Source organism: Acidiphilium acidophilum (assembly GCF_033842475.1).
GTDB classification, from domain to species: domain Bacteria; phylum Pseudomonadota; class Alphaproteobacteria; order Acetobacterales; family Acetobacteraceae; genus Acidiphilium; species Acidiphilium acidophilum.
The window spans coordinates 1977934-2004052 of sequence record NZ_JAWXYB010000018.1; the positions used below are offsets into that span (position 1 = coordinate 1977934).

The window sequence follows — 26119 nt, forward strand, 5'->3', positions numbered from 1 at the left end:
GGGATCGTTCATCATGGGCATGATCGGCGCCATCCGCCACCAGATCACCCGCCGCCGTCTCGCCCGGCCACTCGGCTTCATCCACATCCCCAAAGCCGGCGGCACCGGCATGCTCGCCCATCTCGACGCCACGCTGCGCCCCAAATCCAGCGTCTACTGGCTCGACCGTTCGCAATTCGGCGCCTTCACCGATTTTTCGAGCATGGACCCCGGCATGGCCGCCGGCGTGATCGACCGCACGCCCGCAACCCCCGCCACTGCCGACATCATCGCCGGCCACATCGCGCCCTCGACCCTTCGCGCTCGCTCCCCCGGAGCCCTGCCGGTCACCATCCTCCGCCTGCCCACCGCCCGCCTGCTCTCGCACTGGCTCTACTGGCGCGGCTACGACGATGAACGCCTGCGCGCCTTCGGAGCCTGGGGTCAGCATATCGCCCTGTCCCGCCTCGATCTCGCCGAATTCCTCAGCGCCCCCGCCATTGCCTGCCAGACCGACAATCTGATCCTGCGCATGCTCCTCTGGCCCCATCCCCTCATCCCCGAAGCCGGTTTCATCGACCCCGCGCACGATGAAACCCTCCTCGCCGCAGCCCACCAAACCCTCGCCGGCTTCGCCCATGTCGGCGTCGTCGAAAACCCCGATCTCGCGGCGAACCTCGATGCCTGGCTGAGCCGCACCTACGGCATCTCGATCTGGTCCCGCCTCCGCGCCGCCATCCCCGACCATGCCGAACCCAAACTCAACACCGCCCGCAAACTCGCCCGCCCGCTGCAAACCCCGCTCGCCGACCAACTCGCCGGCCCCGGCGGCCAACACCTCGCCGCCAGCTCCCGCCTCGACCTCAAACTCTGGCAAACCACCGTCGCCCGCACCCTGCCGGGCCAATCCCCCGATCCACTCATGATCACCACCTTCGACCGCCTGATCTCCCGCTACAATCAGCTCTGAACCCCAGCCCAGCCGATCAGCATGAACAAACCGACCTCGATCTATCTCGATCTCGTCCGCTTCACCGCAGCCGTCACCGTGTTCTTCGGTCACGTATCCGGCAGTCGTCTCACCGGCGGATTGTTCTGGCAGATGGGGCCTTACGGTCCCGAAGCCGTCGACGTCTTTTTCGTTCTGTCGGGCTTCGTCATCGCCTACGTCTACGATACGCGTGAACACAGCCTCACCGACTACGCGGTCAGCCGCTTCGCACGTATCTACTCCGTCGCGATTCCCGCCCTGATCGTTACCTTCATCCTCGATGCGATCGGACGCATCACAAGCCCTGGCCTCTACAGCGAATCATGGCACTATGTCTGGCACGGCAGAATTTCCCAGATCCTGCATGCCGTCACCTTCACCAACCAGATCTGGCTCAACAATCTCCCGCCCGGATCGGATTTTCCGTTCTGGTCGCTCGGCTTCGAGGTCTGGTATTACGTGATATTCGGCGTGGCGATGTTCACCGCGAAATCATGGCGTATTCCGGCAGTCCTGTCGGTCCTGCTGATCATGGGCCCCAAAGTCGCGGCGATGTTCCCGATCTGGCTGATGGGCGTCGCAGCCTATCATCTCTGCAAACGAATCGAATTTTCCGTCCGGCTCGGCGCGACCCTGTGCCTCGGCGCCATCGCCGCCTGGATCGCCTATGAAGTCTATGTCCGGCATTCCGGTCGTCCGATCGGCCCGAACTGGATCGGTCGCCCGCCGATCATCCAGGATTACATCATCGGAACTCTGTTCACGATCCACCTGATCGGCTTTCGAACCATTTCCCACATCCCGGGCCCGCTCCTGCTCCGCCTCGCCGGCCCGATCCGCTGGATCGCCGGTGCAACCCTGACACTCTATCTTTTCCACCTGCCGCTCGCCCAGTTCATCGCCGCCGAATCGCCCTGGTCCTCCCACACATGGCAAACCCGTACGATGGTCTATCTCAGCGTCCCGGTGCTCGTGTTCATCATCGCGCACTTCACCGAGCGTCGAAAAGACATCTGGCGTCATGGCTTCCAGACCCTGTTCGCACGTTTCCAACGCCCGGTCGCCCTGTGAGCCGCGCCGTGGCATACGTGCGCATGCCCCCCACCCGGAAACCCTCCGCCCTCGTCATCCTCTCCGGCGGCGGATTCACCTTTGAGACCAAATGCCTGCTCGCGTCCATCGGCGGGGATTTCCGTTTCGTCTATCTCGCAACCGAATACTGGGGCACCCTCGGAACCATCCTGTGATCCTCGTGACGACCGGCACAACCATGCCCTTCGATGAACTCCTCATCGAAATCAACCGGCATTCCCCGCGCTGGTGACGTCATTCGGAGGGTGATCGGTTGAGGAAGGCCAGGGAAGCGGTTCTTTTTTGCAAAAACGAACCAAAAAACTCTCTTGAATCTAGGCCCGTGCCGGTGAAAACGCCCGTGCCCCAGAGGAGCGAAAGTTTTTGTGCACCTTTTTTCAAAAAAGTAGCCCTTCTTCCCTTCACTCCGCTTTCTCACCCCCCCCCCCATGTGATTATTAGCCTGCGTGTCCAGCACCGCGCCACCTCACCCCATTGATGCCGCCGCTGTCATCGGCAAGCTTATCCAGATCCTTCAGGATCTTCTGGCCGTCCTCGCGCACAAGCATCCCGGGCTGAACTTCGCCTGCCGGCACCTCGATTCCTTCATCACCCAACTCGCCGACCTCACCTTCCCGCGCCCGTCCGAGCCGATCGCGCCCGTGCGGACGCTGATCTGCACCGCAGCATCACCTCCGACGCGCGCCATCCGACCCGTGCGACGGCGGAATCGTCCCTGCGCCGCGCCCGGCGCAAGCGCGATCCCGCCACGCTGCCTCACATCCCCATCATTCGCCCCCTGGCATCAGCCGCCAATCGGCCCTCCGCCGAAAAATTCCCCGACACAAGCCAGCGAACACGCACGCCCATATAGTTACGATATCATAACAATATCCGGCCAGTCCCGCCCGGACCGCCAGCAGGACACAGGCCTGCACCGAAGCATCTGGAAATCATGGCACCATACCTGCCATTGGTGGCCGATGGAGAGCGAACCCCACATCACGCGCGGCACCGCCGCGTTCCGGCGCACCAATCTTGCGATGTTCGCGGCAGGATTCGCGACCTTCGCCCTGATGTACTGCGTCCAGCCGCTGCTGCCGGTCTTCGCCACCGATTTCCACGTCTCGCCGCTCGTCTCAAGTTTCGCCCTGTCGCTCACCACCTTCACCCTCGCCGGCGCGCTGCTGATCGCCAGTGCGCTCTCCGAGGTCTGGGGCCGCAAGCCGATGATGGTCGCCTCGATCCTCGGTGCGGCGGTCCTCACCATGATCTCGGCGGCAATCCCGCACTGGGGGTGGTTCCTGGTCATGCGCGCCGCGATCGGGCTGGCCCTCTCCGGCCTCCCGGCAGTGGCGATGGGATATCTGGCGGAGGAAATCGACCCGAAATCGATCGGCCTTGCCATGGGATTATATGTCGGCGGCAGCGGCTTCGGCGGCATGACCGGGCGGCTGCTCACGGGAATTCTCGCGGATGGCTTCGGCTGGCGCCGGGCCACCGCCACGATCGGCGTGGTCGGGCTGGTCTCGGGCCTGATCTTCCTGCGCAGCCTGCCGCCCTCGCGTCATTTCACCCGCCGCAGCTTCGCCCTCGGCTCCCTGGCCCGCGCCTACCGCGCCCATCTGGCCGATCCCGCCCTGCGCCTTCTGTTCGCGGAAGCCTTCCTCATCATGGGCGGGTTCGTCACCGTTTATAACTACATCACCTTCCGCCTGCTCGCCCCGCCGTTCAACCTGTCGCAGACCCTCGTGGGGCTGATTTTCGCGGTCTATCTCGTCGGCGTCGCAAGCTCGGCATGGATGGGCCACCTCGCCAGCCGCTTCGGCCGGTCGCGTATGCTGCCGCTCGGGATCGCGATCGAACTGACCGGCGCGGTGGTCACGCTGTCGGGCTCGCTCCCGCTCATCGTGCTGGGCATAGCATTGGTCACCTTCGGCTTTTTCGCGAGCCACTCGGTCGCCAGTTCATGGGTCGGTGCCCAGGCCAAAGGTGCGAGGGCACAGGCCGCGGCCCTCTATCTGTTCCTCTATTACATGGGGTCGAGCGTCACCGGCTCGGTCGGCGGCCTCGCCTGGAGCGCAGGCGGCTGGGTCGGCGTGGTCGGCATGATCGTGATCCTGCTGGCAATCGGTCTGGTGCTCGCCCGGCGCCTGGCAAACTTGCCATCCGCCGCGCCGGGGATCATTTAAGCATCATGGCATACGTGGCACGACGGGAGAGCAGGTGATGGACGGCGCGGCCGAAGATCGGCAGATCACAATTCATACCAAGGCGGATTTCGCCCCGATGCGCGAAGCCGGCGCACTTGCCGCCGAGGTGCTCGACATGATCGGCCCGCACGTCCGCCCCGGCATCACCACGGGCGAACTCGACACGATCTGCCATGAATATATCCTCGCCCACAACGCGATCCCGGCACCGCTGAATTATCGCGGCTTTCCGAAATCGACCTGCATTTCGATCAACCACGTGGTCTGCCACGGCATCCCCGGCGACCGCGCATTGATGGACGGCGATGTTCTGAACATCGACATCACCGTGATCCTGAACGGCTGGCACGGCGATTCCAGCCGCATGTACGTCGCCGGCACGGCCTCGACCAAGGCAAAGCGCCTGATCGACGTGACCTACGAATCCCTGTTGCGCGGCATCGCGGCGGCCAAACCGGGCAACCGCTTCGGCGATATCGGCCACGCGATCCAGACCTATGTGGAATCCCAGCGCTTCACGGTCGTGCGCGATTTCTGCGGCCACGGCATCGGCCAGCGTTTCCACGCCGCCCCCAACGTGCTGCATTTCGGCCGCAAGGGCGACGGACCTTTGCTGCGCCCCGGCATGTTCTTCACCATCGAACCCATGGTCAACGCCGGTCGCCCCGAGGTCAAGATCCTCGACGATGGCTGGACCGCAGTCACCCGCGACCGCAGCCTCTCGGCCCAGTTCGAGCACATGATCGGCATCACCGAAACCGGCTGCGAAGTCTTCACCCTCGCCGCCGGTGAACGTATCCCCACGACCTGATCGCTTTCCAAACCACACCGAATATGACAATCTTGGCGTGTGGCAAAAGCAGACAAAACACGTAAACCGGGAGACATCCAGCTCGATCTGGGCCCCGAACCCGCCATCGAACCTCACCCCCCGGAGGTTCACGGCGCGGAGGGACATCGCGCCCGGCTGCGCACCCGGCTGCTGAAAGCCGGGCCGGAGTCTCTGGCCGATCACGAAGTGCTCGAAATGATGCTCTTCCTCGCCCTTCCCCGGCGCGACACCAAGCCGATCGCCCGCGCTCTGGTGACGCGCTTCGGCTCCTACGCCCAGGCGATCGCCGCACCGGTCGCCGAACTCCTGACCGTCGAGGGCCTCGGCGAATCCGGTGCCGCCGCCCTGAAAATCGTCCAGGCCGCCGCCCTCCGCCTGGTCAAAGCCGAGGTGATCTATCGCCCGGTCCTCAATCACTGGGACCGGCTGATCGAATACCTTACCGCCGTCCTCGCCCGCGAGCGGATCGAGCAGACCCGGGTGCTCTTCCTTGACCATCGCAACCGCCTGATCGCCGATGAGGTCCAGTCGAGCGGCACCGTGAACCACACCCCGGTCTATCCGCGCGAACTGGTCAAACGCGCCCTCGAACATCACGCCACCGCGATCATCCTGGTCCATAACCACCCGAGCGGCGATCCCACCCCCTCGCAGGAGGACATCGCAATGACCCGCGAAATCAAGCAGGCTGCCAGCACCCTGTCGATCGTGCTGCACGACCACGTGATCATCGGCAACGGCAAATGGGTCAGCCTCAAAAGGCTCGGCCTGCTATGAACCCCAGCCGGTCAGGATACCGAGATGCAGCGCCACAAGCAGCCGCCCGCCGCTCATCATCGAAGCCAGCGCCATCGGCACCATCTCGCGCGGCGGAATCGTCCGCGACCGCGCGATGGTCGCATTGGTCTCCCCGGCATCGCGCAGATCGCACAGCAGGGCCATCGGGTTGGCATACTCGAACTCCACGATCTCCCGTTCCGCGACCGGCAGCGCGAATCCCGCCCGTTGCAGCAGCCCCGCGCAATCGGATAATTCGGGAAACGGCGACACCCGCGGCGCGGCACCGCCGGTCAGCGCCGCCTCCGCCTCGATCAGCGCTGCCCGCAGATTACCCAGCGTCCCCAGCAACGGCAGGCTGGCGATGAACAACCCCTCCGGCGTCAGCGCCCGGCGCAACTGGATCAGCGCCCCCGGCAGATCGTTGACCCAATGCAGCGACAGATGCGCCACGATCAGATCGAATCGCGCCGCCCCGAACGGCAGAAACTCCTCATCCGCCACGATCGCGGGTCCACCCGCCACCGCCGCCATGGCCGGGGCGAGATCGGTCGATATCACCTCAATCCCCCGCGCGGCCAGCAACGGCGCCACCACCCCCCGCCCGCCGATTTCCAGAGCGCGCGTGAAGTGCCGGCCCGTATCATCGAGCCGGTCGAGCACGCGAACGGCGAGATCCTCAAGCACCGGCGCGACCGCCCCCCGCCGCGCCGCCGCCCGGGTCCGATGCGCCGCCACCGCCGCACGATCGAACATCATCATACCCTGCCCGCTCATCATCATGGTTGTGCCGCAGCAGATCATTCGGGGATACCCCCGGCGATGCTGAAAACCCTGCTGCGCGTGACGATCGAGACCCTCCTGCCCTCCCAGTGCCTCGCCTGCACCGAACCGGCCAGCGGTCCCGGCCAGCTCTGCGGAGCCTGTTTCGCCGGGCTCGATTTCATCACCGCACCCTTCTGCAGCCATTGCGGCCTGCCTCTGGCCGAGCCCGCGCCGCTCTGCACCAGTTGCGACTGGGCGCCTCCCGCGTTTCGTGCCGCCCGGGCCGCCTTTCGCTACGGGCCGGTCGCAAAGCGGATCGTGCTGCCCTTCAAATACGCGGATCGGCCGGAAGCCGCCGGCGGCCTCGCGCGGCTTCTGCTCCGGCCCGGAGCCGATCTGCTCGCCTCGGCGGACCTGCTTGTGCCGGTGCCACTGCATCGCCGCCGCCTCGCCAGCCGGGGTTATAATCAGGCCGGCGAACTCGCCCGCGCCCTCGGCCGGCTGGCCGAAAAGCCGGTTGCGATCGATGCGCTGATCCGCACCCGCGCCACCCGCGCTCTCGCCGAACTCGATCAGCACGACCGTGAACTCGCACTTCGCGGCGCAATCGCAATCCGGCCGGGGCGTGAGTCCGTGGTCGCCGGCAAATCGATCCTGCTGATCGATGACATCCTGACGTCATGCATCACCGCCTCGACCTGTGCGGACATCCTGTATCGCACCGGCGCGGCGGCGGTGGACGTGCTGGCGCTGGCACGCGTGGCGGATGCCGAGACGAGGGACGCCGATTAAGCTTTCCTCAACACTCTTGAGTTATTATCGCGCTCGCGTATGTGAATGAACTCATGGCCAAAGTCGAAATATACACCCAGTTCTTCTGCCCGTTCTGCACCCGCGCCGTGAAGCTGTTGCGGGACAAGGGGGTCAGTTTCACCGAGATCGACGCGCCCCACGGCTCCGCCGCCCGGCGGGAAGCCACTGCGCGCTCGGGTGGCGGAACCACCATGCCGCAAATTTTTATCGATAACGTCGCAATCGGCGGCTGCACCGAATTGCTTGCCCTCGATCGGGCCGGCAAGCTCGATCCGCTCCTGGTCACATCAGGCTGATCGGCGCGCATGATCCATTATCAGTTGCGCTGCGCCGCCGATCACGAGTTCGACGGCTGGTTCAAGAGCAGTTCCCATTTCGAGGATCAGGCCGCGCGCGGCCTGCTGGAATGCCCCCGCTGCGGCGATCGCGGCGTCAGCCGGGCGATGATGGCTCCGCGGATCGGCGGCAAATCGCGCAAGCGGCACGCCGAGCCGGTCGATGCGACGCCTGCGGCCCCGCCTCCACCCGTGATCGACCAGAGCGGTGCCCCCGCGCCGCCCGAAACTGCGGTGGCCGGGCGGATGCCGGCTGAAATGCGCGCCCTCCTCGCACGGGTCCGCCGGGAGGTCGAGGAACGCTGCGATTACGTCGGGCCGAAATTCGCGGACGAAGCCCGCCGGATCCATGACGGCTCGGCTCCAGCGCGCGGCATCTATGGGGAGACGACCGAGGCCGAAGCCGAAGCCCTTGCCGAAGACGGAATCGAGGTCGGTCGGATCCCCTGGGTGCCTCTGGCGGATAGTTGAGCCGCTCCGCACGATACCGCCGCGGGCTCAAGGCGTTGTGACCGGGAATTCTGCCCGCCTGTCATCATATCCGTTCCGGAGGATGCGATGCGCGGATTGATCCTGCTGCTGCTCGTCATGGTTGCTCTTGGCGGTTGTGCGCTGGAACCACAGCTCCCAGCCACCGGCTATCTGCCGTTCAGCACCTTCCGCAATTCGATCGTCGGCGAAGACCCGGCGATCGAGGCGATGAACGCGGCGACCTACGCCTTCGCCCACCCCGCCGCGATGCAGGGACATCCCGCGCGGATGGCGATCGCGATCGCCTCGCTCGATGCAATGGCCGGTCAGTTCGCGACCGGAGCACGGTGGGTGGGCATGAATTCACTGGCCCGCCAGCAGATGCTTCAGGCGCGGTCGGCGGTGCGGCGGACCATGGGGATCGCGCCCGGAACCTCATCGCAAATCGTGGTTGACGCGCTGGTCGGTGCGGCGCAGCAGATCAGGCGCGGCAATATCGCCGGGGCAAACCTCGCCCTGAGCAGCCCCGGCTTCACCGCGAGTCCCGCAGCGAGCCTTCAATTGCTCGCCCATTTCCCGGCAGTGCCGATCGCCAACCACGCGACGAATTTCGCGAGCCAGTATCTTTACCCCGATGGCGGGGCCTTCAACGGATTCCGCTCATAGGCGGGTGCCTGCGCGTCCGGCCCGACGCGCAGGGGATATGATCGATTACTCCGCCAGCACGCGCAGCGGTTCTGCCGGTTCCATCGGGACCGGCAGAAATTTCGCAAAGTCGCGCGGCACGATCATCCAGAACCGTCCGAGCGTGCGGTCCCAGTCGGTCAGCAGTGCCTCGGCATAGCGGCTCTGGGTTTCCTGGACGTGTTCGCGCACCAGATTCCGCAATTCGTCGGCCCAGTAGGGTTCGGTCACCCGCGCCCATGACAGGGTTTCCGGGTTGATACGCCGTTCGAAATCATCATCGGCGTCGTAGACGAAGGCGACCCCGCCGGTGAAGCCTGCGCCGAAATTATCCCCGGTCGCGCCGAGAATGACCACGGTGCCGCCGGTCATGTATTCGCAGGCGTTCGAGCCCGATCCTTCGACCACGGTGTTCGCGCCGGAATTACGCACCGCGAACCGCTCGCCCGCCTGCCCCGCCGCGAACAGCTTGCCGGCGGTCGCACCATAGAGACAGGTATTGCCGATGATGGTGTTCTCGTTGCTGATCATGTTCGAGGAGGGCGCCGGGCGCACCACGATCGTCGCGCCCGACAGGCCCTTGCCGACATAGTCGTTGGCGTCGCCGAACACTTCGAGTTTGAGCCCCTTGACCGCAAACGCGCCGAGCGACTGGCCGGCGGCACCGCGCAGCCTGACCGTGACGTGATCCGGCTTGAGGTCCATCCCCTTCATGCTCCGCACGATGCGCGATGAGAATTTGGTGCCGATCGCGCGGTGAGTGTTGCGGATGCCGTATTGCAGCTGCATTTTTTCGCCGCGCTCGAAGAACGGCCCGGCATCCGCGATCATCTGGGCATCGAGGGTTTCCGGGACCTCGTTGCGGCCTTCGAGCGTGCAGTAGCGCGCATGCGGGCCGGGGTCGGCCTGGGCCAGGATCGCGTTGAGATCGAGATCGTCGAGGATCTCCGATCCGCGCGAGACCTGATGCAAATAATCGGTCCGCCCGATCACATCGGCCAGATGACGAACCCCGAGCGAGGCGAGGATGTGGCGGACATCCTCGGCCACGAAGGAGAACAGGTTGATGACTTTCTCGGGACTACCCTCGAATTTCGCCCGCAGCGCCTCGTCCTGGGTGCAGACGCCGACCGGGCAGGTGTTGGAATGGCATTGGCGCACCATGATGCAGCCCATCGCGACGAGGGAGGCGGTGCCGATGCCGAATTCCTCGGCCCCGAGCATGGCGGCGATCACGACATCGCGGCCGGTCTTGATGCCGCCATCGGTGCGCAGCCGGACCTTGTGGCGGAGCCGGTTGAGCATCAGCACCTGATGCGCTTCCGACAGACCCATTTCCCACGGCAATCCGGCATATTTGATCGAGCTTTGCGGGCTCGCGCCGGTGCCGCCGGAATGGCCGGAAATCAGGATCGCATCGGCCTTGGCCTTGGCCACCCCGGCGGCGATCGTACCGATACCGGAACGCGATACCAGCTTCACGCAGACGCTCGCCTGCGGGTTGATCTGCTTGAGATCATAAATAAGCTGAGCCAGATCCTCGATCGAATAGATATCGTGATGCGGCGGCGGGCTGATCAGCATGACGCCGGGGGTGGCGTGGCGCAATTTGGCAATCAGGCCGGTCACCTTGAAGCCGGGCAACTGGCCGCCCTCGCCCGGTTTGGCCCCCTGCGCCACCTTGATCTCGATCTCGCGGCAGTTGTTGAGGTATTCCGCGGTGACGCCGAAACGGCCCGAGGCGATCTGCTTGATCGCGGAGGAGGCATTGTCGCCATTAGCGCGCGGCTTCGAGCGCTCGGCATCTTCCCCGCCTTCACCGCTATCCGAGCGCGCGCCGATCCGGTTCATCGCGATCGAGAGCGTCTCGTGCGCTTCGGGCGAGAGCGCGCCGAGCGAAATGCCGGGTGCGAGCAGGCGTTTTCTGATTTCGGTGATGCTTTCCACTTCATCGACCGGGATCGGTGTCAGTCCCTCGCGGCGGAAATCGAGCAGGTCGCGCAGGGCGACCGGGGCCTGGCTGTGGACCGCATCGGCGTATTTTTTGTAGAGCGTGTAACTATCGGTCGCGACCGCGGTTTGCAGCATGTGGACCATGCCGCCGTCGAAGGCATGGGTCTCGCCCTGACGGCGCAGGCGATAGACGCCGCCGACCGGCAGGGTCACCGCATCGGAATCCCAGGCGGTGGCATGAAGTTCGAGCAGCTTGTGCGCGATACCGGGCAGGCCGATGCCGGAAATCCGCGAGAGCATGCCGGGGAAAAACTCCGCCACCAATGCGCGCGATAAGCCGATCGCCTCGAAGTTATAGCCGCCGCGATAGGACGAGATCACCGAGATGCCGAGCTTGGACATCACCTTGAGCAGCCCCTTGCTGACGGCCTTTTTGTAGCGCCCGACGCAATCTTTCAGCGAGAGTGTGCCGAACAGGCCGCGCCGGTGGCGATCCGCGATGCTTTCCTGCGCGAGATAGGCATTGATCGTGGTGGCACCGACGCCGATCAGCACAGCGAAATAATGCACGTCCATGCACTCGGCGGCCCGCACGTTCAGGCTGGTGAAGGTGCGCAGCGATTGCCGGACCAGATGGGTATGCACAGCACCGGTCGCGAGGATCATCGGGATCGGGGCGTGGGCTTCGTCGAAGGTTTCGTCAGTTAGAATAACATGGGTGCGTCCGGCGCGCACGCCTTCCTCGGCCTCGCGCCGGATCCGTTCGATCGCGGCGCGCAACCCGGCCTCGCCGGTCGCGACCGGGAAGGTGCAGTTCACCACGCAGGCATTCGCCCCCATGGTCCGGCGCATCGCATCGAACTCGGCGGTCGATAAAACCGGGCTGTCGAGCTGCAACAGATCGCATTGGTCGGAATCTTCGTCGAGCACGTTGCCGAGATTGCCGAGGCGGGTTTTCAGCGACATCACCCGGCCTTCGCGCAGGCTGTCGATCGCGGGGTTGGTCACCTGCGAGAAGTTCTGGCGGAAATAGTTTTGCAAGCCGCGATAACGCTCCGAGAGCACCGCGATTGGCGTATCATCGCCCATCGAGCCGGTTGCCTCGCTGGCATCCTCGACCATCGGATGCAGGATCAGTTCGAGCTCTTCGAGCGTGTAGCCCACCCCGAGCTGGCGGCGGCGCAGCGCCTCGCCGGTGAACAGAACCGGCTCCGGCGCATCGGTTTTGACGATATGGTCGATCACGGTGATCCGCTTGGTCCAGGCGCCGAAATCCTGGCGCGCCGCCAGCATGTCCATCAGTTCCGGGTAGTGGTAGAACCGGCCATTGGCCAGATCGACCGCGATGGTCTCGCCCGGCCCGACATGGCCGCGCTCGATGATGCGCATTTCATCGAGTTTCACCATGCCGGTTTCCGAACCGACGATCAGGAGGTCGTCGCTGGTCTTGGTGAAGCGCAGGGGCCGGAGGCCGTTGCGGTCGAGCCCGGCGATCACGAATTTTCCGTCTGTCGCGGTGATCGCGGCTGGTCCGTCCCACGGCTCCATCACGGCGTTGCAATAGGAGATCAGATCACGATGGGCGGCTTTCATCGCGGCGTCGCCGCTGAGAGCCGGCGGAATCATCAGGGTCTTTGCCATCGGCGCATCGCGGCCGCCGTGGATCAGCAATTCGAACACGGCATCGAGCGTTGCGGTATCCGAACTTCCGGCCTGGATCACCGGCTTGATGTCGTCGAGATGATTGTTGAGCACAGTGGCGGACAGGCGCGTTTCGTGGCTCTTCATCCAGTTGACGTTGCCGGCCAGCGTGTTGATTTCGCCGTTATGCGCGAGGGTGCGGAACGGCTGGGCCAGACGCCAGGTCGGGAAGGTGTTGGTGGAATAGCGCTGGTGGTAGATCGCAAAGCGCGAGATGAACCGCTCGTCGAGCAGATCGGGATAAAACTCGGTGAGGCTCTGGGCGAGGAACATGCCCTTGTAGATGATCGAACGGCACGACAGCGAGCAGATATAGAGTTCGGGGATCTGTGCCGCGATCGCGGCTTTTTCGATCCGGCGGCGAATGATGTAGAGATCGCGCTCGTAATCCGCCTCGTCCTTGCCCAGCGCGTTCCAGATCATGATCTGTTCGATTTCGGGACGGGTTGCGTTGGCTTTTTCACCGATGCACGCAACGTCGATCGGCACCTGGCGCCAGCCATAGATGCGGTAGCCGAAGTTCAGGATCTCGGTTTCGATGATCTGGCGGCAGCGCTCCTGCGCCGAGAGATCGGTTTTGGGCAGGAATACCATGCCGACCGCGATCGGGCCCTGGCGCATCCGGTCGCCGCCGCGCTCTACTGCATCGGCGAAGAAATCCTGTGGAATTTCCACGTGAATCCCGGCACCGTCGCCGGTTTTGCCATCGGCGTCCACCGCACCGCGATGCCACACCGCCTTCAGCGCGTTGATCCCGGCGACCACCACGTCGCGGCGCTTGCGACCATCGAGGGCGGCGATCAGGCCCACGCCGCAATTATCGTGCTCCTGCGAGGGGTGATAGCTGCCGGAGAGTGTCGCGACGTTGCTTTGCCATGCGGCGAGGAATTCGGCGGCGGTTTCATCGGTCATGATCTTCACTCCGCTGCGGTCGCGAACGACTCGCGCTGTTCGAGATATTTATGCATGGCGGCGGCGGCGTCGCGCCCGTCCTTGATCGCCCAGACCACGAGGCTTGCCCCGCGCACGATGTCGCCGGCCGCAAAGACGCCGGGCAGCGCGGTCATGAAATCCTTCGATCCCACCTTGAGGGTTCCCCAGCGTGTCAGAGCGAGGCCGGGTTCGTTGAAGGCGCCGGGCAGGTCTTCGGGATCGAAGCCAAGCGCCTTGATGACCAGATCCGCCTCGATCGTGAAGGACGATCCGGCGACCGGCTCGACGATCTGCCGCCCCGAGGCATCGGCGAGGCCGAGGCGCATCCGCACCGCCCGCACCGCTGTGACATGATCCTCACCGAGAAACGCTTCGGGGGCGGCGAGCCAGGTGAACTCGATCCCCTCGTCCCTGGCATTGGTCACTTCGCGCATCGATCCCGGCATGTTCGCCCGGTCGCGCCGGTACAGGCAGGTGACCGAGGCGGCATCCTGGCGGATCGCGGTGCGCACGCAATCCATCGCGGTATCGCCGCCGCCGATCACCACGACCCGCTTGCCCGCCGCGTTCAGCAGTCCGGACTCGAAATCGGGCACGTCATCGCCCAGACCTTTGCGGTTCGAGGCGATCAGGTAGTCGAGCGCCGGCACGATGCCCGCGAGGCTCGACCCCGGAGCGGCGATTTCGCGCGCCTTGTAGACCCCCGTCGCGATCAGCACCGCCGCGTGACGGCCGCGCAACGCCTCGAAACTCAGCGCACCGCCAATATCCTGATTGAGATGAAACCGGATGCCGCCATCCTCGAGCCACAGCCGGCGCCGCTCGACGATCGGTTTTTCCAGTTTGAAACCGGGAATGCCGTAGATCAGCAACCCGCCCATCCGGTCGTGCCGGTCATAGACATGGACCTGATAGCCTTGACGGCGGAGCGCCTCGGCGGCGGCCAGACCAGCCGGGCCGGCACCGACGATGCCGATCGAAGCCGCGCGTTCCCGGCGCGGACGGATCGGCCGGACCCAGCCGTTTTCGAATGCGGTATCGGTGATGAACCGCTCAACCGCGCCGATCGTGACGCTCTCGAAGCCTTTCTCGATCACGCAATTGCCTTCGCACAGCCGGTCCTGCGGGCAGATCCGGCCGCAGATTTCAGGAAACGTGTTGGTGGCGGCGGAGATTTCGTAGGCTTCCTCCAGCCGGCCCTCGGCGGACAGTTTCAACCAGTCCGGAATGTTGTTGCCGAGGGGGCAATGGATCTGACAGAACGGTATCCCGCACTGGCTGCACCGGCTCGCCTGGGTCGCCGCACCCGGCTGGTCGAATTCCCGGTAAATCTCGCCGAAATCCTCACGGCGCTCCGATGCGCCGCGTTTGACCGGCGGCTTCTGGGGCAGGCGCACGAATTGCTGCATGTGCTCGGTCATCGGCACAACTCCATTTCGATGAATCTGATGTTGGCATCCGGTTTATCCGATGAGATACCGGGTTACCAGCAATAAATCACCTATATGGCAGCGTCATTGCCTTTGTTTGGCGCGCGGCAGCATTGCATCTGCTGTTTTGGTCCGCACGATCCGGTTAATAGGACACAAAGCTGTCCTATTTGTTTTTTCCGCCTGGGCGGTAGCGCCGGAGATAGGAGGGTACCACGAGACGGATCGGGGTTGGGGTGATCCCGAGCGCCTCCAGACCCGGCATTCCTTCGGCCACGACGTTGTCGCGCCGCAACAGCATCAATTGGTCGGAGGTCAGGAGTTTGCCGGGCAGGTGCTCCAGCACCGCGGCCTGAATGGTGGCGAGCCAGCGCGGCACCGCCATCAGGGTTCGGTGGCGGCCGGTTTCGGTATTGATATAGGTCATCAGATCCCGAAAACTCTCGATGTCCGGTCCGCCGAGTTCGTAGGTCCGTCCGGCGGCGGCGGGATCGTCGATGACCGCGCTCACCGCTGCGGCGACATCGCCGACGAAGACCGGCTGGAACCGGGTCGCACCTTCGATCACCGGCAACACCGGCGACATCACGGCCATGGAGCCGAACCGGTTGAAGAACTGGTCCTCCGCGCCGAACACGATCGAGGGCCGCAGGATCGTGGCGGCTGGAAAGGCCGCGCGCACCGCGGCCTCGCCCATGCCCTTGCTCCGCGCATAGAAGCTGGCGCTCGAAGCGTCCGCGCCGATCGCCGATATCTGGACCAGAACCCGAACCCCGCACGATGCCGAAAGGCGCGCGACGGTGGCGGCGCCGACGTGCTGGATACGGTCGAAATCGCCGCGCCGCCGTTCGGCCAGGATGCCGACCAGATTGATCACGACATCCGCCCCCTCGACCGCGCGATGGATTGCTGCCTCATGGTCCAGCGGCGCATAGAGCGGTACGATCTGCCCCACCGAACCGAGCGGGCGGAGAAATGCCCCGGCCTCGGTATCGCGCATCGCCGCACGCACCACATACCCGGCATCCGCCAGGCGTTTGACCACGTAGCGACCGACGAATCCCGAAGCGCCGAAAACGGTTGCGATCCTGCGCGTATCCATGATTTCTCCTGACTCTGCCTGATCAGGTGGTCGCATGATCGGCCGGCGCAAGACAATATCGCCGTCCCGCCCCGATTGACGTCATCCTCCGGTCTCGCTAAGTCGCACGTCACCGATCACCGCCATTCGCGCGGTGCCCGACAGCCCCCGTGCCCAGGTGGCGAAATGGTAGACGCGCAGGCTTCAGGTGCCTGTGGCCGCAAGGCTGTGGAAGTTCGAGTCTTCTCCTGGGCACCAGATTTTTCCCCGACTTTTCCAACGACATTTTGGAACCAGCATGAGCCAGACGCAGTTTGCCGCCGGTGCGACCATTCACATCCATCGCCACGACCTGCCTGCCGGGATCGATTTCGGCGCGATGGTCGCGGTCGATACCGAAACGATGGGGCTCGATCCGCGCCGTGACCGGCTCTGCCTCGTCCAGCTTTCCGCCGGCGACGGTAGCGCCCACCTGGTTCAGATCATCCCGCCCGCCCTCGGCGGCCACGGTGCGGACTGCCCGAACCTCAAAGCCCTGCTCACCAACCCGGCCATTACCAAGATCTTTCACTTCGCCCGGTTCGATGTCGCGGCACTCTACAACGGGCTCGGGGTGATGACCGCGCCGGTGATCTGCACCAAGATCGCCTCGAAACTGGTGCGCACCTATACGGATCGCCACGGGCTCAAGGATTTGTGCCGGGATCTGATCGGTATCGAAATCTCGAAGCAGCAGCAGACCAGCGATTGGGGCGCTCCCGACCTCAATGCCGAGCAATGCGCCTATGCGGCATCCGACGTGCTGCATCTGCACGCGCTCTGGGCGAAGCTCGAACCCCTGCTGATCCGCGAAAACCGGCGGGATATCGCTGCCGCCTGCTATGAATTCCTTCCCATGCGGGGCCGGCTCGACCTGCTCGGCTATGAGGACCCCGACCTGTTCGGCCATCGCTGAACCGGGCGTGATTACATTTGGTTGCGGCGAGTTGTGTTGACCCGACACGAACCATGGTTTCATAGAGGATCATGAGTTTGAGCCAGACCCTGGATCATCCCGCAATCATGCCGTCCGTCGATCGGGATACGGTCGAATTTCGCGATCTTGCGGTGGCAAGGGATGTGCTCGGCACCGAAGCGGCGGCGCTGACCGCCCTCGCGGCGACGCTGGGTGCGACCTTCTCCACGGCGGTTGCGTTGTTCGATGGGGTCCGTGGCCGCGTCGTGGTGACCGGCATGGGGAAATCCGGCCATGTCGCGCGCAAGATCGCGGCGACGCTGGCCTCGACCGGCACCCCTGCCCTGTTCGTCCACCCGGCCGAAGCCAGCCATGGCGACCTCGGCATGATCGTCCCGGGCGATGTCATTCTCGCCTTGTCGAATTCGGGCGAAGCCGCCGAACTCGCGGATATCGTTGCCCACGCGCGTCGTTTCGCCCTGCCGCTGGTCGCGATCACCGCGCGGCGCGACAGCACACTGGCGCGCGCGGCGGATGTGGTGCTTCTGCTGCCGGATGCGCCGGAAGCGGGGCCGATCGGGCTTGCGCCCACCACCAGCACCACGATGCAGATGGCGCTGGGCGATTCGCTCGCGATCGCATTGCTGGCAAGGCGCGGCTTCACCGCCGCCGATTTCTCGACGTTCCATCCCGGCGGCAAGCTCGGAAACCGGCTCCGGCGGGTTCGCGACCTGATGCATACCGGCGAGGCGGTGCCGCTCGCCGGTCCCGACACGACGATGGATCGGGCGATCCTGCTGATCACCGCCAAGCATTTCGGCTGCCTCGGGGTCGTCGCGCCGGACGACAGGTTGCTGGGCATCATCACCGATGGCGACATGCGGCGCGCCATGGGACCGGATTTGCTGACCCTGCCCGCAGGGGCGATCATGACGCGCACCCCCCGGGTGATCGGACCCGACGCGCTCGCCGAGGCTGCTTTGCACGACATGACCGCGCTCGAACCCAAGGTCATGTCGCTGTTCGTGGTCGATGCCGAAAATCGTGTGGTCGGCATCGTGCACATGCACGATCTGTTGCGCGCGGGCGTGGCGTGATGAGCAAGCCGATCATGCCGGACCGGCCCGCCAAACCCGACAATGCCTCGTCGAACGGCCTGTCGGTCGATCATATCTTCACGACGCTCACCCGTACCCGCGACCAGCAGCGCGCTTTGCTGGGGCGGCATCGCCGGGCGGTGTCGATTTTCAAATTCGTCCTACCGGGCATGGCAGCCCTGTTGATCACCGCGCTCGCGGTGTTTCCGAACCTGCGCGACGGCGCGAATATCGGACGGATTTCCTATAAAAAGACCACCATGGCCACCGGCACCCCGCTGTCGCGCATGAGCAGCGCGCAGTATCGGGGGGTCGACGCCCAGGGCGAAAAATTCACCATCACCGCCCATCAGGTGACCCAGATCAGTCAGGACAAGCTCAATCTGGTGGCCCCCGCGGGCGATCTGACCACGCGCTCCGGCAGTTGGATGATGCTGAACGCGCGGCATGGCCTGTATCACCAGACCAGCCAGTTGCTCGATCTTGACGGCAAGGTGACACTCTACCGGGCCGACGGAACCGAATTGCGCACCAGTCGTGCGGCGATCGACATCAAGGGCGGGACGGCGAACGGCTCCGACCCGGTCAAGGCGTTCGGCCCGTTCGGCACGTTGCATGCCGATGATGGTTTCATCGCAACCGATCACGGCAAGAACATCCTGTTCAAGGGGCGTTCGCATGTCGTGCTGGATCAGGTGAGTATCCCCGCCGTAACACCGGGGCAGGGTTCGTGAAACGCCTCGTTCTCGCCTGTTGCGCGGTGATGGGCAGCCCGTTCATCGCTCACGCCCAGTCGCTCGGCTTCGGCGGTGGCTCCGGTGCAACGCCGGTGCCGATCAACATCACTTCGAGCAACGGCATTGCCTGGAACCAGACCGCGCGCACCGTGACCGCCATGGGCGATGCGAAGGCCGTCCGTGGCAAGGTGACCGTGACCTCGGATCAACTGGTGGCCCACTATCATCCCAAGCCCGGCACCGCCGTCGCGCCAAAAGATGGGGCGCCAAAAGACGGGGTGCCGAAAGATGGGGCGCCGAAAGATGGGGCGTTGGGGGGACTTGATTCGGGATCGTCGGAGATCACCCAGCTCGATGCGATCGGTCATGTCCATATCTTTACCGCGACCGATCAGGCGTTTGGCGACCTTGCGGTATTTCACATGGCCCGGCACGAGTTGGTCCTGACCGGCCAGCACCTCAAGCTGATCACACCGAAAGACGTGGTCACCGCCAAGGATGCGATCCAGTACTGGTCGGAGGAGCACAAGGCGGTTGCGATCGGCGATGCGCTGATCGTGACCGACGACCATCGTTCGATCGCCGCCGATACTCTGACCGGCTATTTCGTGGCTTCAGGAGTCACACCGCCCGGGGCCTCGTCGGCCACCCCTGACGATCAGGCGAGCAAGCTGCGCAAGGTCGTCGCCGTCGGGCATGTGGTGGTGCGCACCGCGACCGATATCGCGACCGGGGATCGCGGGGTTTATCGCCCCGCCACCGGGATCGCGATCCTGACCGGCGATGTCCACATCACGCGGGGGCCGAACGAGCTTTCGGGGCAGAAGGGACAGGTCAATATGAAAACCGGTATTGCGACGTTGATGGCGGCACCGGGCCATCGGGTCGAGGGGCTCATCCTGCCCGATTCGGCACCCGCCGCCAAATCGCCGCATTCCCCGGCAAAACCGGCATCATGAAAGAGCAACTGCGCGTCATCGAGGGCGGCTATCAGGATAGCCGCCGGATTGCGAAACCCGGCCTCGACGGCGGGCTGGTCGCGACCGGCCTCGGCAAGAGTTTCCGCAAGCGCCCGGTGGTTCGCAACGTTTCGGTCAGTCTGCGGCGCGGCGAGGTTGTCGGCCTGCTCGGGCCCAACGGGGCGGGCAAAACCACGACCTTCTATATGATCGTCGGCCTGATCCAGCCGGATACCGGCTCGATCGTGCTGGACGGCGCGGATATTTCGACCCTGCCGATGTATCGCCGCGCCCGCCTCGGCATCGGGTACCTGCCGCAGGAAGCCAGTGTGTTTCGCGGCCTCACCGTCGAGCAGAACATCATGGCGGCGCTCGAAGTGGTCGAGGATGACCGTGATCGGCGCGATGCGATGCTCACGGCCCTGCTGGCGGAGTTCAGCATCCTCCATCTGCGCCGCGCCCCTGCCCTTGCATTGTCGGGCGGGGAGCGCCGCCGCGTCGAAATCGCCCGGGCGCTCGCCACCGGACCGAGCTACATCCTGCTCGACGAACCGCTCGCCGGGATCGACCCCATCGCCGTCGGCGAGATCCGCGACATGGTCGCTCAACTCAAGGATCGCGGCCTCGGCGTGGTGATCACCGATCATAACGTCCGCGAAACCCTCGAAGTCATCGACCGCGCCTATATTCTGCATGACGGCCAGGTGCTGATGGAAGGCCTGCCGGAGGAAGTCGTGGCGCATCCCGATGTGCGGCGGGTCTATCTAGGGGACAAGTTCATTCTTTGACGCGTTGCCCCTCGGGGCGTTCTTGCCAGGGGCGGACCTATCGGCTACCTGATAGCGCGACCGGCACCCCTGGAGGCCGGTTTTTTGTGTTTTCATAGGAGCGAATAATGGCCAATTTCGAGACCATCACGGCCGAGGATCGCGCGCGGGCCGGCAAGGGGGTGGCGCGGGCGACACGGCGAGCCGGCATGGTGCCGGGCGTTATCTACGGCGCGAAGCAGGACCCCACCCTGATCGCGATCGACCCGCGCGTGGTGATGCGCGAACTCAAGCGTGGCGGCTGGCGCTCGCGCCTGTACGAAATCGAGACCGCGAGCGGCAAGACCCGTGCCCTGATGCGCGACGTGCAGTTCCACCCGGTATCCGACCAACCCGAGCACATCGATTTCCAGCGGCTCGCCACCGGCGAGCAGGTGCGCGTCGCGGTTGCGGTGAACTTCATCAACGAAGCGATCTCGGTCGGGATGAAGCGCGGCGGCGTGTTGAACGTGGTGCGCCATTCCGTCGAAGTCTGGTGCGATCCGGATACCATTCCCGATCATTTCGAGGCGGATCTCGGCCCGCTCGACATCAACGACAATATCCGCTGGCATGATCTGAAGGGCACCGAGAAGACCCGCCCGACCATCATCGACCGCGATTTCGTGGTGGCGACCGTGGCCGCCCCGACCGTGATCGCCGAAGCCGCGCCGGAACCGGGTGCTGCGCCAGCCGCCGCCCCCGCCAAGGGTGGCAAGGGTGGTCCGGCCAAGGCCGCAGCGCCTGCCGCCAAGGCACCCGCCAAGCCCGCCGCCAAGAAGTAAACCGTCGTGAAGCTGTGGGTCGGCCTCGGCAATCCCGAACCGGGAATGGCGCGGCACCGGCACAATATCGGCTTCATGGCGATCGACATCATCGCCGACCGCCATGGGTTCAGCCCCTGGCGGCGGCGGTTTTCGGGTCTGGTGGCGGAAGGGACGATCGGCGGCGAAAAGATCATCGCGCTCAAACCGCTGACCTACATGAACGAATCCGGCCAGTCGGTTCAGCCCGCCGCTGCCTTCTACAAGCTCGCGCCCGACGCGATCACGGCGTTCCACGACGAACTCGACCTCACGCCCGGTAAAATCCGGGTCAAACGCGGCGGCGGTGCCGCTGGGCATAACGGGCTGCGCAGCATCGATCGGCACCTTGGCGTGCCGGACTACTGGCGGGTCCGCCTCGGCATCGGTCATCCGGGTGACAAGGCCCGCGTCCATGGCTGGGTGCTCGGCAATTTTGCCAAGGGCGACGAGGAGTGGCTGATCCCGACCCTCGAGTCGGTATCGGATGCCGCGCCGCTGCTGGCGCAGGGCAAGGCCGAAGAGTTCATGACCAAAGTGGCACTGGAGACAAAAGGGGTAGGGTAAGGGTTCTTTTTTGTAAAAAAGAACCAAAAAACTTATGTGACTCTGGTGCGTTGCCCTTGTTGGGGCCGTGCCTCAGGACCGGGAAATAAAAATTTTTTGCTTCTTTTTTATAAAAAAGAAGTCTTCTTCACTCAACTGACCTTAGGCATAAAAATGGGCTTCAACTGCGGCATCGTCGGCCTCCCCAATGTCGGCAAATCCACCCTGTTCAACGCCCTCACCGCCACCGTCGCGGCGCAGGCGGCGAATTATCCGTTCTGCACGATCGAGCCGAATATCGGCCGCGTCGCCGTGCCCGATCCCCGGCTCGAAGCCCTGGCGAAAATCGGCAAATCGGTGAAAATCGTGCCGACCAGCCTCGAATTCGTTGATATCGCGGGCCTCGTGCGCGGCGCCGCCAAGGGCGAGGGCCTCGGCAACCAGTTTCTCGCCAATATCCGTGAGGTCGACGCGATCGTTCACGTGCTGCGCTGCTTCGTCGATGACGATGTCACCCATGTCGAGGGCAGTATCGACCCGCTGCGCGATGCCGAGACGGTCGAGACCGAACTGATGCTCGCCGATCTCGACTCCCTGCTCAAGCGGGTTCCCAACCTGCAGAAAAAGGCCCGGGGCAACGACCGTATCGCCGCCGCCGAACTGGCGTTGGTCGAACCCATCCTCGCGGCGCTCGAAGCGGGAAAACCGGCCCGCACCGCGATCCCCAAGGGCGAGGAGGAGGCGGTGAAACGGCTCAACCTGCTCACAGCCAAGCCGGTCCTGTTCGTCTGCAATGTCGAGGAAGCCTCGGCCGCCGCCGGCAATGCGCAGTCGGCCCGCGTCGCCGCGATGGCCGCCGCCCAGGGGGCGAAATCCGTCGTGGTCTCCGCCGCGATCGAGGCGGAGGTGGCGCAATTGCCGCCTGACGAGCGCGCCGAATTCCTCGACGGCCTCGGCCTTGCCGATTCCGGGCTCGATCGGGTGATCCGCGCGGGTTACGATCTGCTCGGCCTGATCACCTATTTCACGGTCGGTCCCAAGGAAACCCGGGCCTGGACCATCACGCGCGGCACGACCGCACCCGCCGCCGCCGGAGTGATCCACGGCGATTTCGAACGCGGCTTCATCGCCTGCGAGACCATCGCCTACGATGATTATATCGCCAATGGCGGGGAATCCGGCGCGCGCGAACTCGGCAAGCTCCGCATCGAGGGGCGCAATTACGTCGTGCAGGATGGCGACGTGCTGCTGTTCCGCTTCAACGTCTGAGCCGGGCGCATGACCGCGACGCGCGTTGCGGTATTGCTGCCCTATCCGTTCGACCGCGCGTTTGACTATGCGCTGCCGGACGGCATGAATGTCGCGCCGGGCCAAATCGTCACCGTGCCGCTCGGCAAGCGCATGGTGCCGGGCGTGGTGTGGGATGCGCCCGCTGATTCAAGCGTGCCGGACCATCGGCTGAAACCGGTCGCGGCGGTTCTCGAAACCCCGGCATTTCCCGACACCCTGCGCCAGTTCATCGACTGGGTGGCGAATTACACCATGGCCCCGCGCGGCGAGGTTCTGGCCCTGGGCCTGAAAGCCAATCTGCTCGATCCCCCACCCGACCGTTACGGCTGGGTCGCCGGGGCGGCGACGCCGACCACGAAACGGCGCGAAGCGGTGCTCGCGGCCCTCGCTGCCCTCGACCGTCCGGACACCGCGGCGCTGGCCGCGGCTGCGGCGGTCTCGCCCGGGATCATTCGCGCCATGGCCGATGCCGGTCTGCTGCGCCCCGCCCGCCGCGATCAGGGTGCTGCCAAACTCGACCCCGATGCGGCCCCGCCGATCCTGTCACCCGATCAGACCGGCGCGGCCGACGCACTCCGCACCAGCATCGCCGCCGCGACGTTCAGCGTTACCTTGCTCGAAGGCGTTACCGGATCGGGCAAGACCGAAATTTACTGCGAAGCCATAGCGCAATGCCTGCGGCAGAACCGTCAGGCGCTGGTTTTGCTGCCGGAAATCGCGCTGTCGGCCCAGTTCACCGCCCGCCTCGCCGCACGGTTTGGTGCGGCCCCGACGCTGTGGCACTCCGCCCTGTCACCCACCGCGCGCCGCGCCAACTGGCACGCGATTGCAACCGGCACGGCGCAGCTCGTGCTCGGCGCTCGCTCCGCGCTGTTCCTGCCCTTCACCGATCTCGGTGCCATCATCGTCGATGAAGAGCATGAAGCCGCCTACAAGCAGGAGGACGGCGTGATCTACCATGCGCGTGACATGGCGGTGGTCCGCGCGCGTCTGTCGGGCGCCGGCTGCATTCTGGCATCCGCCACACCCAGCCTGGAATCGAGCATCAACGCCGAGGCGGGCCGTTACCGTCATATCACCCTCACCGCCCGGCATGGCGGCGCTGCGATGCCCCGGATCGAAACGCTCGATCTGCGCGCCACACCGCCCGAGCGCGGCAAATTTCTGGCCCCGCCGCTGATTGAGGCCCTCGCCGCCAATCTGGCGGGCGGCGGCCAGTCCATGCTGTTTCTCAACCGGCGTGGCTATGCGCCGCTGACCTTGTGCCGCGCCTGCGGCCACCGGCTGAACTGCCCCAACTGCACCGCCTGGCTGGTCGAACACCGCGCCCATACCAGCCTGCTCTGCCACCATTGCGGGCATACCGAACGCCAGCCGACGCTCTGCCCGTCCTGCAGTGCCGAACACAGCTTCGTGCCGATCGGTCCCGGCGTGGAGCGCATCGCCGAGGAGGTTGCGGACTTGTTCCCTGCTGCCCGCCGCATCGTCATGGCGAGCGATGTCATGACCACACCCGATCAGGCCGCCGCCGCGATCCGCGCCATCGTCGCGCATGAGATCGACATCATCATCGGCACCCAGATGATCGCGAAAGCCTGGCATTTCCCGGATCTTACCCTGGTCGGTGTGGTCGATGCCGATCTGGGGCTGGGCGGGGGGGATCTGCGGGCCGGCGAACGCAGCGCGCAACTGCTCCATCAGGTGGCCGGGCGCGCCGGTCGCGCCGCCCTGCCCGGCCGTGTGCTGCTACAGAGCTACACGCCGGATCATCCGGTGATGCGTGCGCTGTGCTCGGGCGATCTGGCATCATTCCGCACGGCGGAAGCCGCTCTGCGCGAGCCGGGCCACTGGCCTCCGTTCGGGCGCCTCGCGGCGCTCATCGTGAGTGCCGACCTGCACGACGTTGCCGATCAGGCCGCCAATGCGCTCGCCCGCACCGCGCCGCGATCCGATGTCATCGTGCTCGGTCCCGCGCCGGCACCCTTTGCCATGCTGCGCGGGCGGCATCGGCGTCGCCTGCTGCTGCGTGCGCCGCGCGGCATTGCGCTGCAACCGGTCATCCGCGACTGGCTCGTCAGGGCCGATGTGCCAGGTGCCGCGCGGATCGATATCGACATCGATCCCATCTCATTCTTGTGATTGCATATGTTGCGTGCGCGGGGGGGGTATGCTAGTCGCGGCTGGTCACTCGAAGGAGTGAACGGACGCTTATGCCCGAACCATCGCTTTTTCGACGAAAGCGAGGATGCGGCCAGCGGTTTCCGGGGTTGAAACGTCATAATGAACCGAGAGCAGGGTCCAACTGGTGTCGTCCGCCGTCAACACATCGCCAACGCCTACAGGCGCACCGGATCGGGCATCCGGCCTGTCCGCGCGCTATGCCCGCGCCCTTTATGATCTGGCCGACGAGCGCAAGCAGCTCGATCAGACCGTAACCGAGATGGCGACCCTGGGCGACCTGATCAAGAACGACGCCCCTCTGAAGCGGCTGGTTGCCAGCCGCTCGGTCGATGCGATGGAAGCCGCCCGCGCGATGGACGCCGTGCTGTCCAGCCAGGGGTTTTCCGATCTGGTCCGTCATTTCATCGGCACCGCGATCCAGAACCGCCGCCTGCGCGACCTGCCCGACCTGATCAGCGGCTTTGCGATCTATGTCGCGGGCAAACGCGGGATCGTCACCGCCGAGGTCGCCTCCGCCCATCCGCTCAGCGATGTTCAGCGCACCCAGTTGACCGCCCGCCTCGCCGAAGCCGGCTATGGCCGCGTGACCATTCGCGAATCCGTCGATCCCGCCCTGCTTGGCGGGCTGACCGTACGGATCGGATCGAAGCTTTACGACACCAGCTTGAAATCGCGCCTGCAACGGCTGCGCTTTGTAATGAAGGGAGCCGCCTGAC

At 65.0% G+C, this 26119-nt stretch carries 24 protein-coding genes and 1 tRNA gene; 21 read left to right on the forward strand and 4 right to left on the reverse strand.

Annotation, left to right across the window (positions count from 1 at the left end; all coding sequences use genetic code 11):
• Window positions 1-13 precede the first annotated feature (13 nt).
• The 6 genes from SIL87_RS12060 to radC all read left to right on the forward strand — a co-directional run bounded on the left by SIL87_RS12060 (window position 14) and on the right by radC (window position 5863).
• Window positions 14-949 carry a hypothetical protein gene (locus SIL87_RS12060; protein WP_319614424.1) on the forward strand — a complete coding sequence of 312 codons (936 nt, stop codon included), beginning with the start codon at window positions 14-16 and terminating at the stop codon, window positions 947-949.
• A 21-nt stretch (window positions 950-970) separates the two neighbouring features.
• Complete coding sequence (locus SIL87_RS12065) at window positions 971-2041, forward strand: acyltransferase family protein (protein ID WP_319614425.1); 1071 nt, start codon at window positions 971-973, stop codon at window positions 2039-2041.
• 23 nt (window positions 2042-2064) lie between these two features.
• On the forward strand, window positions 2065-2217 hold the full coding sequence (locus tag SIL87_RS12070; RefSeq protein ID WP_319614426.1) for a hypothetical protein: 153 nt from the start codon (window positions 2065-2067) through the stop codon (window positions 2215-2217).
• A gap of 291 nt (window positions 2218-2508) precedes the next feature.
• On the forward strand, window positions 2509-4233 hold the full coding sequence (locus SIL87_RS12075; RefSeq protein ID WP_319614427.1) for an MFS transporter: 1725 nt from the start codon (window positions 2509-2511) through the stop codon (window positions 4231-4233).
• Window positions 4234-4270: 37 nt separating this feature from the next.
• Complete coding sequence (map, locus tag SIL87_RS12080; RefSeq protein ID WP_319614428.1) at window positions 4271-5065, forward strand: type I methionyl aminopeptidase; 795 nt, start codon at window positions 4271-4273, stop codon at window positions 5063-5065.
• 39 nt (window positions 5066-5104) lie between these two features.
• Window positions 5105-5863, forward strand: coding sequence for a RadC family protein (gene radC, locus SIL87_RS12085; RefSeq protein WP_405055232.1), 759 nt, complete (start codon window positions 5105-5107; stop codon window positions 5861-5863).
• Here the strand turns inward: radC and SIL87_RS12090 are convergent.
• Window positions 5858-6625, reverse strand: coding sequence for a methyltransferase domain-containing protein (locus SIL87_RS12090; RefSeq protein WP_319614429.1), 768 nt, complete (start codon window positions 6623-6625; stop codon window positions 5858-5860). The two genes, radC and SIL87_RS12090, sit on opposite strands and share 6 nt — an antisense overlap.
• Window positions 6626-6685: 60 nt before the next feature.
• On the opposite strand from SIL87_RS12090, the gene SIL87_RS12095 reads away from it, so the two are divergent.
• The 4 genes from SIL87_RS12095 (at window position 6686) to SIL87_RS12110 (ending at window position 8913) form a co-directional block, all read left to right on the forward strand.
• Window positions 6686-7420 (forward strand): ComF family protein, encoded by a 735-nt coding sequence (locus SIL87_RS12095; RefSeq protein ID WP_319614430.1) that lies wholly within the window; start codon window positions 6686-6688, stop codon window positions 7418-7420.
• Window positions 7421-7473: 53 nt separating this feature from the next.
• Window positions 7474-7737, forward strand: coding sequence for a glutaredoxin 3 (gene grxC / locus SIL87_RS12100; protein ID WP_319614431.1), 264 nt, complete (start codon window positions 7474-7476; stop codon window positions 7735-7737).
• 9 nt (window positions 7738-7746) lie between these two features.
• Window positions 7747-8247, forward strand: a complete 501-nt coding sequence (locus tag SIL87_RS12105) for a DUF1178 family protein (protein ID WP_319614432.1) — start codon at window positions 7747-7749, stop codon at window positions 8245-8247.
• Window positions 8248-8334: 87 nt separating this feature from the next.
• On the forward strand, window positions 8335-8913 hold the full coding sequence (locus tag SIL87_RS12110) for a hypothetical protein (protein ID WP_319614433.1): 579 nt from the start codon (window positions 8335-8337) through the stop codon (window positions 8911-8913).
• A 45-nt stretch (window positions 8914-8958) separates the two neighbouring features.
• Here the strand turns inward: SIL87_RS12110 and gltB are convergent, their stop codons facing one another.
• From gltB to SIL87_RS12125, 3 genes are all read right to left on the reverse strand, one after another.
• Window positions 8959-13497 carry a glutamate synthase large subunit gene (gltB, locus tag SIL87_RS12115; protein ID WP_319614434.1) on the reverse strand — a complete coding sequence of 1513 codons (4539 nt, stop codon included), beginning with the start codon at window positions 13495-13497 and terminating at the stop codon, window positions 8959-8961.
• 5 nt (window positions 13498-13502) lie between these two features.
• Window positions 13503-14939 carry an NAD(P)-dependent oxidoreductase gene (locus tag SIL87_RS12120; protein ID WP_319614435.1) on the reverse strand — a complete coding sequence of 479 codons (1437 nt, stop codon included), beginning with the start codon at window positions 14937-14939 and terminating at the stop codon, window positions 13503-13505.
• Between the two features lie 175 nt (window positions 14940-15114).
• Window positions 15115-16050: a complex I NDUFA9 subunit family protein gene (locus SIL87_RS12125; RefSeq protein WP_319614436.1), complete on the reverse strand. Its 936-nt coding sequence runs from the start codon at window positions 16048-16050 to the stop codon at window positions 15115-15117.
• 151 nt (window positions 16051-16201) lie between these two features.
• On the opposite strand from SIL87_RS12125, the gene SIL87_RS12130 reads away from it, so the two are divergent.
• The 11 genes from SIL87_RS12130 to SIL87_RS12180 all read left to right on the forward strand — a co-directional run bounded on the left by SIL87_RS12130 (window position 16202) and on the right by SIL87_RS12180 (window position 26118).
• Window positions 16202-16287: transfer RNA gene (locus tag SIL87_RS12130), tRNA-Leu, on the forward strand.
• Between the two features lie 40 nt (window positions 16288-16327).
• Complete coding sequence (locus SIL87_RS12135) at window positions 16328-16984, forward strand: ribonuclease D (RefSeq protein ID WP_319614437.1); 657 nt, start codon at window positions 16328-16330, stop codon at window positions 16982-16984.
• Window positions 16985-17055: 71 nt separating this feature from the next.
• Window positions 17056-18081 carry a KpsF/GutQ family sugar-phosphate isomerase gene (locus SIL87_RS12140; protein ID WP_405055233.1) on the forward strand — a complete coding sequence of 342 codons (1026 nt, stop codon included), beginning with the start codon at window positions 17056-17058 and terminating at the stop codon, window positions 18079-18081.
• Window positions 18081-18815 (forward strand): LPS export ABC transporter periplasmic protein LptC, encoded by a 735-nt coding sequence (lptC, locus tag SIL87_RS12145; protein WP_319614438.1) that lies wholly within the window; start codon window positions 18081-18083, stop codon window positions 18813-18815. The genes SIL87_RS12140 and lptC overlap by 1 nt, the downstream gene beginning before the upstream one ends.
• On the forward strand, window positions 18812-19777 hold the full coding sequence (locus SIL87_RS12150) for an LptA/OstA family protein (protein WP_319614439.1): 966 nt from the start codon (window positions 18812-18814) through the stop codon (window positions 19775-19777). Before lptC ends, SIL87_RS12150 begins: the two co-directional genes overlap by 4 nt.
• Window positions 19774-20565: an LPS export ABC transporter ATP-binding protein gene (lptB, locus tag SIL87_RS12155; protein ID WP_319614440.1), complete on the forward strand. Its 792-nt coding sequence runs from the start codon at window positions 19774-19776 to the stop codon at window positions 20563-20565. Before SIL87_RS12150 ends, lptB begins: the two co-directional genes overlap by 4 nt.
• A gap of 107 nt (window positions 20566-20672) precedes the next feature.
• Entirely contained in the window at window positions 20673-21368 is a 696-nt protein-coding gene (locus tag SIL87_RS12160; RefSeq protein ID WP_319614441.1) for a 50S ribosomal protein L25/general stress protein Ctc, read from the forward strand.
• A 6-nt stretch (window positions 21369-21374) separates the two neighbouring features.
• Entirely contained in the window at window positions 21375-21953 is a 579-nt protein-coding gene (pth, locus tag SIL87_RS12165; protein ID WP_319614442.1) for an aminoacyl-tRNA hydrolase, read from the forward strand.
• 153 nt (window positions 21954-22106) lie between these two features.
• A complete protein-coding gene (ychF, locus tag SIL87_RS12170; RefSeq protein WP_319614443.1) occupies window positions 22107-23201 on the forward strand; it encodes a redox-regulated ATPase YchF in 1095 nt (364 codons plus the stop codon).
• A gap of 9 nt (window positions 23202-23210) precedes the next feature.
• Window positions 23211-25361 (forward strand): primosomal protein N', encoded by a 2151-nt coding sequence (locus tag SIL87_RS12175; protein WP_319614444.1) that lies wholly within the window; start codon window positions 23211-23213, stop codon window positions 25359-25361.
• A 166-nt stretch (window positions 25362-25527) separates the two neighbouring features.
• Entirely contained in the window at window positions 25528-26118 is a 591-nt protein-coding gene (locus SIL87_RS12180; protein WP_319614445.1) for a F0F1 ATP synthase subunit delta, read from the forward strand.
• The last annotated feature ends 1 nt before the right edge of the window (window position 26119 follow it).